6 protein-coding genes, 1 tRNA gene and 1 pseudogene are annotated in these 7,864 nt (G+C 39.4%); 3 read left to right on the forward strand and 5 right to left on the reverse strand.

All coding sequences use genetic code 11. The features are described 5' to 3' along the window. The first annotated feature begins 1 nt into the window (after nucleotide 1). Together F3G91_RS09190 and F3G91_RS09195 are read left to right on the forward strand one after the other, a co-directional pair. Complete coding sequence (locus tag F3G91_RS09190) at nucleotides 2–604, forward strand: Tgt2/MlaC family protein (protein ID WP_107848074.1); 603 nt, start codon at nucleotides 2–4, stop codon at nucleotides 602–604. After that, entirely contained in the window at nucleotides 604–3,054 is a 2,451-nt protein-coding gene (locus tag F3G91_RS09195) for an efflux RND transporter permease subunit (protein ID WP_149701385.1), read from the forward strand. Before F3G91_RS09190 ends, F3G91_RS09195 begins: the two co-directional genes overlap by 1 nt. Nucleotides 3,055–3,056: 2 nt before the next feature. On the opposite strand, the gene F3G91_RS09200 is transcribed toward F3G91_RS09195, so the two are convergent. Beyond that, a complete protein-coding gene (locus F3G91_RS09200; RefSeq protein ID WP_021088945.1) occupies nucleotides 3,057–3,632 on the reverse strand; it encodes a BON domain-containing protein in 576 nt (191 codons plus the stop codon). Between the two features lie 75 nt (nucleotides 3,633–3,707). On the opposite strand from F3G91_RS09200, the gene F3G91_RS09205 reads away from it, so the two are divergent. Further along, nucleotides 3,708–3,805: transfer RNA gene (locus tag F3G91_RS09205), tRNA-Sec, on the forward strand. A 118-nt stretch (nucleotides 3,806–3,923) separates the two neighbouring features. Here the strand turns inward: F3G91_RS09205 and F3G91_RS09210 are convergent. From F3G91_RS09210 to F3G91_RS10770, 4 genes and pseudogenes are all read right to left on the reverse strand, one after another. Next, nucleotides 3,924–4,265 (reverse strand): hypothetical protein, encoded by a 342-nt coding sequence (locus F3G91_RS09210; RefSeq protein ID WP_149701386.1) that lies wholly within the window; start codon nucleotides 4,263–4,265, stop codon nucleotides 3,924–3,926. Nucleotides 4,266–4,267: 2 nt separating this feature from the next. Then, nucleotides 4,268–5,590 (reverse strand): NFACT RNA binding domain-containing protein, encoded by a 1,323-nt coding sequence (locus F3G91_RS09215; RefSeq protein WP_149701387.1) that lies wholly within the window; start codon nucleotides 5,588–5,590, stop codon nucleotides 4,268–4,270. Nucleotides 5,591–5,661: 71 nt separating this feature from the next. Then, nucleotides 5,662–6,759, reverse strand: a complete 1,098-nt coding sequence (locus F3G91_RS10765; protein WP_508610255.1) for a methyl-accepting chemotaxis protein — start codon at nucleotides 6,757–6,759, stop codon at nucleotides 5,662–5,664. Between the two features lie 42 nt (nucleotides 6,760–6,801). Continuing rightward, nucleotides 6,802–7,638 (reverse strand): annotated as a pseudogene (locus F3G91_RS10770) (cache domain-containing protein); the annotation flags it as partial. Between the last annotated feature and the right edge of the window lie 226 nt (nucleotides 7,639–7,864).

Below are 7,864 nucleotides of genomic sequence, written 5' to 3' on the forward strand. Positions count from 1 at the left end.
TATGAAAATTTTTAAAGCTTTTGCGGCAATTTTACTTTTAGCAACTAGCCTTTTTGCCCTCTCAAAAGAGCAGATAAAGCCTGAGATAGAGGCAAAGACAACAAAGGTGATTGAAATTTTAAAAAATACAAATTTAGACAACAATGCAAAGACAAAAGAGATTTTTGCTCTGCTTGATCCACTATTTGACTACAAGCAAATGGCAAAGATCAGCCTTGGCAAACGCTACAACAGCCTAAGTGCTGACGAGCAAGCTAAATTTGACGCTGCATTTGAGCAAAAACTAAAAAGCTCATATATAGATAAACTCTTAGGCTACAAAGACCAACAAATCCACATCACTGGAGAGAGTGAGCCTCAAAAAAATAGATATTGGCTCACATCAGAGCTTCTAAATGACGGCAAAAACTATGAATTTGTCTATAAATTTTACGATGCAAAAGAGCGTGGCTGGCTCATTTATGACCTTGATATCGTTGGTGTGAGCATCATTCAAACTTATAGAAGTCAGTTTGGCGACGTGCTAAATAATGCTGATTTTAATACGCTTTTACAAAAACTAAACGAAGCGGTTTTGCCTGATCAAAACAAAACTAATCCTTAATGCGACAAATTTTTAAATTTATCATTGCCAAAAACAAGCTTGTTATCTCGCTTGTGCTAGTTCTAAGCGTAGTTTTTGGCTACCTTAGCACAAAGCTTAGCATTGATGCTTCGGCTGAGACCTTGCTGCTTGAGCATGACCCAGATCTAAAAGCTTATAGGCAGATCGCAAAGCGCTACGACTCGCCAGGGCTTTTAGTGGTCGCTTTCACCCCAAAAGATGATCTTTTTTCACCTAAAAATTTAGAGCTTATTAAAAATTTAAGCGATGAGTTAGCCAAAAACGATATGGTTAGCAGTATCACTTCTATACTAAACGTGCCGCTTCTAAATAGCGTAAAAGGCGGCGTTACAGGCATCTTAGATCACACACCAACGCTAAGTGATAAAGATATAAATATCTCAAAAGCAAAGCTTGAGTTTGCAAAAAGTCCCATTTATAGTGGAAATTTGATAAGCAAAGATCTAAAAACCACAGCGATTGCGCTAAATTTAAAGCAAGATGATAAATTTAACGAGCTTGTAAATGAGCGAAATTTACTTAGCCAAAAAGAGTCAAATGGCACTATCACGCAGGCTGAAAAAGAGAAATTTAAAGCGCTTTTAGCGGAGTTTAAAGCTTACCGAGATGAGCTTAGAAAGAGCGATCACAAAAACCTTGAAGCCATAAAGGCAGCCATCGCTAAATTTAACGCAAATGACGAGCTCTTTTTGGGCGGTGCGAATATGATCGCTGATGATATGATAGGCTTTATAAAGAGCGATCTTTTGGTTTACGGCTTAAGCGTTCTAGCACTTCTTAGCTTTAGTTTGTGGCTATTTTTCAGGCAGGTTAGATGGATTGTCTTGCCGATGTTTATCTGCGCGGTAAGTGCCATTTTTACGACTGGGATTTTTGGTATGTTTGGCTGGGAGGTGACGGTCATTAGCTCAAACTACATCGCACTTCAGCTCATCATCACCATCTCAACAGTCATCCACCTAGTCGTTAGCTACAGAGAATTTTACGCAAGACATCCAAAATACAGCCAAAATCAGCTCATCTATCTGACACTTCGTGACAAATTTTCTCCATCTTTTTGGGCGATATTTACAACTGTTATTGGCTTTAGCTCACTAATGAGTGCCGATATAAAGCCAGTTATCATGCTTGGCATTATGATGAGTGCTGGCATTAGCGTTTCACTTGTGCTTGCATTTTTGCTATTTGGCTCGGTAAATGCAAATTTAAAGAAGTTTGCTCCTGTTAGGACATTTGAAAATAGCTTTAAATTTACAAAATACTGCGCAAATTTAGCCCTAAACTCAAGAAAGATCATCTACGCAGTTTGCGTGCTAGTCGTCTGCTTTGGCATCTATGGCATAAGCAAGATAAAGGTTGAAAACAGCTTCATTGGCTACTTTAAGGAGAGTACGCAGATCCGCCAAGGCATGCAAGTCATTGACACCAAGCTTGGTGGCACGATCCCAGTTGATGTGATAGTTAAATTTAAAGAGATCGAGCCAAAGAAAGAGAGTGGCGAAGAAAAAGATGAGTTTGAAAGTGAGTTTGAAAACGACGCAAAGAGCGCGAAATACTGGTTTAACAGCTATCACACAAGGATCGCTGAGAAAATTCACGACCATTTGATGCAGCAAAAATTTGTAGGTAACGTAAGCTCTCTTGCAACGCTCATAAAGGCGATAAAAGAGCTAAATAACGGCGTAAGTGATGATTTTTTGCTTGCTGCGATGTATGAGAAGCTACCACTTGAGTATAAAAACATCTTGTTAAGTCCTTACGTGAGCGTCGAAAACGACGAGCTTAGATTTAGTTTAAGGATCATCGATAGCGACTCTGAGCTTAGACGAAATGAGTTTTTAAAAGAGCTTAAAGCTGGACTTGCCAAGCTTACTAAAAACGATAATGTAAGCATAGAAGTGGCCGGTATGATGGTGCTTTACAACAACATGCTTCAAAATTTACTTAGCTCGCAGGTTGATACATTTGGTCTAACGGTTGCGATACTTTTTGTCATATTCTGTTTTGTTTTTAGAAGTATCAAGCTAGCAACCATCGCGATAGTCTCAAATTTGATCCCGCTTTGCACGCTCTTTGGCGTGATGGGATTTTTTGGCATACCGCTTGATGTGATGAGCATTACAATAGCAGCCATTAGTATAGGTATCGGCGTTGATGATATCATCCACTACATCCACCGCTTCAAAGAGGAGCTGCTTACAAAGGATGTTTTTGAGAGCATTAAGGCTGCGCATGCTAGCATAGGATACGCGATGTATTACACCTCATTTACCATTTTCCTTGGCTTTAGCGTGATGATAACTAGCAACTTTATACCGACTATTTATTTTGGCTTGCTAACTGATCTTGTTATGGTCTTTATGCTGCTTGGAGCGCTCATCATCTTGCCAAGTTTGATAGCAAGTTTTGTGAAAAAGCGCGAGGTATAAATTTATTTGATAACTTTGATAAACGAATAGACATCAGCCACGCCGTCAATGTGCTTAGCGTACCAAATGGCGTGCTTTTCTTGCTCGATACTATCTACCACACCGCTAAAAACAACGTCACAGCCAACGATGCTAACACGCACATTTGTGCCCTCAACGACGCTATCTTTAAAGAGATTTTGCTTTAAATTTGCAAGTATGCTCAGGCTATCGCACGGATACTCGCTCTTTTTTACCCTAAGATAGGTGTAAATTTTTCGCACCCCGTCTGTGCTTTTGGCAAGCTCAACTAGCTTACCTTCAAGCTCTTTGCTATCAACAAGCCCTATGAGATAGGCATCGCCGTAAAAGACCTCTATCTCGATGTCGATGTTGCTGAGCCCTTTTGAAAACAAAATTTTGCTTTGTAGCTTGCTTTGGATAAATTTATCACGAGAGATCGAGTAGATGCCGCGTTTATCGCGAGAAATGGAGTATGCGTCATATACATTTAGCGGCGCTGTTGCTGGGGTGAGGACTGAGGAGCAAGAGCTAAAAAATAAGACCAAAAATGCAAAAACGCTAAATTTAGAAATCATAAATCCTTTTGTAATTTCAAAAAGTTTATAGAAAATGGGCTAAAATTTATCTAAATCTGCTAAAATAACACACACGGAGGATAAAGTAATCTGGTGATGCTCACGGGCTTCAAACCCGATGACTGGGCGGTTGACCGTCTGGTGGGGAGTTCGATTCTCTCATCCTCTCGCCACTTTTACTTCTTTTGATTTCTACTTTTTAAATGATTTGTTTTTATGATTTTAGGCGCAGTTAGCTAGTAAATTTTAAAAATAATTGTGTGATTTAAACAACCATCTTAAATTTAAATTTTAAATTTTTATATCCAAAACGTGCGGTTCTTCGCTCTCTTCTTCGCTATCAAGATCGTCTTCTAAACTCTCTTCATCTTTGGCTTTTGCGTTTTGCTCTTCGTTTTCAAACTCGCTCGCCTCTTCTTCGCTCTTTTGACGCTCGTGCTCTTTTTCTGGATCAAGCTTATATGACTCCTCCATCGGACGCACCTCTTTGATCTCCTCATTTTGCTGGGTGGCTAGCTCAGATGCCATTAGCGCTTGCATGTCAAAGCGTGCTTGCTGGTTTGCATGCACCTGCGAGACGACTGGAGCGTTTTGGTTGATGAAGTTGCTATTTCCTAAAGGTGTTACCGCCATTTTTAGCCTTTGTTTATGATGATCGTTTTGTAGTTTGTGTAAGTGACGTTCGCGCCATTTTCACGCCTTAAATTTTCGCGTTTGGTGTAATCCACCTCATATCTGCCAGCCCCTTTTACGCTAAATTCCACGCAAAATTTAGCAGCCATCTCTAGCACGTCTTCTGGCACTTTGCTCTTGTTTGTTTTTATGATGACGTGAGCGCTTGGGGCGTCTTTTAGATGAAGCCAGATGTCGTCTTTTTTGGCGAGATCGAGTAAATTTATATTGCCTTTTTCATTTCTGCCAACTAAAATTTTAAACTCTCTAACGTAGAAAATTTCAGCATTTTCGCTCACATCTTTTATGTGTCTCTCTCTTTGTTTTGCCTTGTTTTTTGGGCTTAAAATTTCAATCTCGTAAGCACTTTTTGCCTCTTTTAAAAGCGACTTTAGCCCTTCTAAAAACTCGATCTTTTCACTTAAATTTCTCTTTTCTATCTCCACACCAAGGGCTTTTGCACGAAGTTTTTTTGACCTTGAGTAAAATTCATTTGCGCTATTTTTTGGCGTATCGCTAAGAGTTAGTTTTATCTCGTTGCCATTAAAATCATTAAGAGAAATTTCTCTCTCATAGCCCTTAAAATTTGCCAAATTTGCAAGCAAAAGTGTGCCGTAGTTTGCAAACTCCTCGCTCTTTTTCATAAGCTCATCTTTATCTTCAAGCGAGTTTAAAATTTCACTCATGCTATCTATCTTTTTTTGCACGCTAGCAAGCTTTGCCTCTTTTAGGCTAGCTATCCTAGCCTCATTTATCCTAGCTGCTTCACTTTTAAAAAATGCCTCAAAGTCAGTTATCGGCTCGCACGGCTTTTCTTTGATGGCGATGGCTGGCAGCTCTTTTAAAACCTCGCCAGTTTCTATCTTTCGGTAGCTATTGTCAATATGTCTTAGCGCCTCGATGATCACGCTATTTTCGTCAGTTATCACGGCGTTTGTAAAGCGGCCAGTAAATTCAAGATAGAGGATGAAATTTTCGCTTTTATATGAGCCACTTTGTGTGCAGGTAAATTTTAAAATTCTATTGTCTTTTAGGCACTCGACGCTTTTTATATGTGAGGCGTTAAAGCGCTTTTTTAGGACGTTGTCAAAGGGTGCTTGATAAATTTTCGCCTCTTTTAGCTCGTCATCTTTATAGATCGCTGAGTTTGACTTATTTAGATCAAAAATGATCTTTTCGCCGCTAAATTCGATAAGTATAGCCATGTCGCTTACGCGCTTTGCTTGGCTGATCTTTTTAAATTTTGATAGATAATCTGCTATTTGAACTAAATGTGCGTACTTCATGTGGGGATTATATCAGAAATGTTGCAAAAATGTTTTAATGAAATGTCCTAGCTGGCTTGCTAGGACAAAAGTTAAAATTTGTTTTTAGCGACCTCTTTTACGATCTGATCAGCGATCTCATCGACCTCGTTTGTGGCCTTGTTTGTTTGATTTGCCACTTCAAGATTTTCTTTTGTTAGATTATCGATGTCAGCAACTAGCGTGTTTATCTGAGCGATCGCTATGGTTTGCTCATTTATCGCTGCACTCATATCATCGATGTTTTGGGTTAGGATATTTGCATTTGCCTCGATCTCACCAAGGCTTTTTTGAGTGCGCTCGGCTAAATTTCTAACCTCATCAGCCACAACCGCAAAGCCCCTGCCATGCTCGCCCGCACGTGCCGCTTCAATGGCAGCGTTAAGGGCTAGTAAATTTGTCTGATCGGCGATGTCGTGGATGATGGTGATGATATTTTTTATCTCCTCAGACTGCCTTTTGACATCATCAGATCTTGCATTTACCTGCCTCATAGACGCACTCATTTGCTCAACCGCAGCCGCACCCTCAGAGAGCGAAGTTGCACTCTTGTTTGCCTTAGTCGTTAGCTCTTGCATGTAGCCTTTTAGTGCCTTTGCGCGGTCTTCTAGCAGTTTTGCGACATCTTCATTATTTTTTAGCATCTGCGCGATCTTATCGCCAAGTGCGTCGATGCCTTTTGCGATGACGCCCTCGTCGTTTATCCTAGCGGTAAAGTCGTTTTTAAAGTAAATTTCTAGCGCTTTCAAGATATCGTGCTCATTTGAAGCGATGTTTGTCTTTAGTGAGTCACGTAGATCGCCAAATGCCTCTTTTAGCTTTAGCAGAGCTTGGCTATTTGTCGTCGCTTCAAGCGTCGCTCTAAAGTCGCCACCTTTTATCTTGCTTACAAATTCTTGCGTTTTGGCTAAAAACTCGCGCTCGTTATTTAAATTCTCTTTTGTGGTCTCGATGTTTTCGTTGATGATGCTAGCCATAACGCCTAGTTCGTCGCTGCTTTTTAGCTTGATAGGCTCGACGTTTGAAGTTTTGTTGTTTATAAATTTAAAGACCTCGATTAGCCCATTTTGTATCGTTAAAACCGGCCTTAAGAAGTATCTAACGACCACGATGATGGCGATGATGACTGAGATCAAAAATAGACTAAACATCAAAATTTGCTTATTTGAAGCGCTTTTTATCTCAGCTACAAACTCATCAGCATCAGCCACTATACAGACGTTCCAGCCTGTTAGCTTTTGGTTTTGGCAGTAGATGACGTTTCTCATGCCTTTATAGAAAAATAGCGAGACTTTGTCACCCTCTATGCTGTTTTTCATATTTTCTTTGATGAGATTTTTGTAGCTTTCATCTTCTTTTGAGACTAAATTTATATCAGGATGAACTATCACTTTGCCGTTATCATCGGCGATCATGATGTTTGAAGTCTTGGTCGTTTTTATCTCTAAAAGCTCTTCGCTAAGGCCGTTTAAGAAGATATTTGCGCCGATTACCGCTACAAGCTTATGGTTGCTATCAAAGATAGGAGCGTAGGCTGTGATGGTTAAATTCTTTGTCGTGACATCTACGTATGGCTCTGAAAATCCAGGCTTGCTGCTGCTGCTTGCACCCTGAAACCAAGCCCTCGTGCGACCATCAAAATTTGGTATCAAAAATGGCTGGTTGTTTTTCAAAAGATCAGTCTTTATGACGTTGCCATTGTCTGCGTAGCCCACAAATAGCGCGTCAAATGGCGAAATGATAAAAGCACCCTTTAGTGCCTCAGCTATATCGTCCCTGCTGGTATAGAGCCTTTTATCCTCTAGCTCTTTTGCGAAGGTTTGCACCATGTGAAGTCTTAACTTTAAAAACTCATCGACAAAGTACATCGTCGATTTAAGCCCAGTTTTGCGCACATTGTTATAGGACTGAATTTTTTCCGATTTGGAATTTGAGTAGTTTATGCTAAAAAATATGCCTATGCCTATTAGCATCCAAGCTGTCAGCAAAAAGGCTATCTTGTTAGACAAGCTAGAAAATAGTCTCTTCATCTTAAATCCTTTTAAAATTTTCGGCGTATTTTATAATAAAAGTTAAACAATATCTCTTAATTTTTATTTTTAAGAAAAAATAGCAAAAAGTAGCTAAATAACGCTTGTTATGATAAATTTTGCTAAATTTTATTAATTTAATTATCCAAAGTAATAAACAGAGTATTTTAGGGATTTATAATAAAATTTAAGGCTAAATTTGACATTGAATTTATTTTAGTTGCTT

It is taken from the genome of Campylobacter concisus (assembly GCF_902460715.1).
GTDB lineage: Bacteria > Campylobacterota > Campylobacteria > Campylobacterales > Campylobacteraceae > Campylobacter_A > Campylobacter_A concisus_AK.

Coding starts and splice junctions, on each gene's coding strand:
- F3G91_RS09195 (WP_149701385.1), top strand. CDS start 604: ATGCGACAAATTTTTAAATTTATCATTGCCAAAAACAAGCTTGTTATC.
- F3G91_RS10765 (WP_508610255.1), bottom strand. CDS start 6,759: ATGTTTAGTCTATTTTTGATCTCAGTCATCATCGCCATCATCGTGGTC.
- F3G91_RS09200 (WP_021088945.1), bottom strand. CDS start 3,632: ATGATTTCTAAATTTAGCGTTTTTGCATTTTTGGTCTTATTTTTTAGC.
- F3G91_RS09215 (WP_149701387.1), bottom strand. CDS start 5,590: ATGAAGTACGCACATTTAGTTCAAATAGCAGATTATCTATCAAAATTT.
- F3G91_RS09190 (WP_107848074.1), top strand. CDS start 2: ATGAAAATTTTTAAAGCTTTTGCGGCAATTTTACTTTTAGCAACTAGC.
- F3G91_RS09210 (WP_149701386.1), bottom strand. CDS start 4,265: ATGGCGGTAACACCTTTAGGAAATAGCAACTTCATCAACCAAAACGCT.